The organism is Vibrio sp. 1069 (genome assembly GCF_033340555.1).
In genome coordinates, this window is the sequence record NZ_JAWOWP010000657.1 from 1 (window position 1) to 588 (window position 588).

Here is a 588-nt window from a genome sequence, read left to right on the forward strand (position 1 = left end):
ATAGTTTCTGCCATTGCCTCAACGCTGTCATGGCCGCCAGTAATCACTTGGTACTTACCGTTTACGATAAACGCTGGCACAGAATTGATTTGGCCACGAGTAGTGATGGATTCAGCTTTAGTGATGTATTCAAACAGTTTTTCCTGTTGAGCTTCATCAAGATGGTATGGGCTGATCAAGTTACGAGATTCAAAAGCTTTCTCTACTGCTTGTTGACGCTCTTCTGCTGTTGCATCTGCGCCCATTTGAACCGCTGCAAATAAATCAGCCATGAATGCTTTATCTGGTGTTGCGTCGAGCTGCATAACAGCAGTGTAGAAGATAATTGCACTGATCTGAGCACTTTCATTGAAAGTCACGTGCATCTTTTCAACTTTTTGCTCTGTTAGCGATTCAATTTGAGGGACAAACTCTTCCATTGAACGACAATGGCCGCAAGTTAGGGCAAAAGCTTCGGTTAGTGGCGCCAGATTGTATTCTTGAAGAGAAACAGGCAACACTTCGTATTGCTTACCTTGTTGTGGCTGACTATTGCCGCTGTCACATGCTGACAGAGCCGCAATAGCGGCAAATAAAGCGACGCCTTTT

At 44.6% G+C, this 588-nt stretch carries 1 protein-coding gene; it reads right to left on the minus strand.

Annotated elements, in window-relative coordinates:
- A partial coding sequence (locus R7040_RS28310; RefSeq protein ID WP_318097861.1) for a thiol:disulfide interchange protein DsbA/DsbL occupies window positions 1–588 on the minus strand: 588 nt, incomplete at both ends.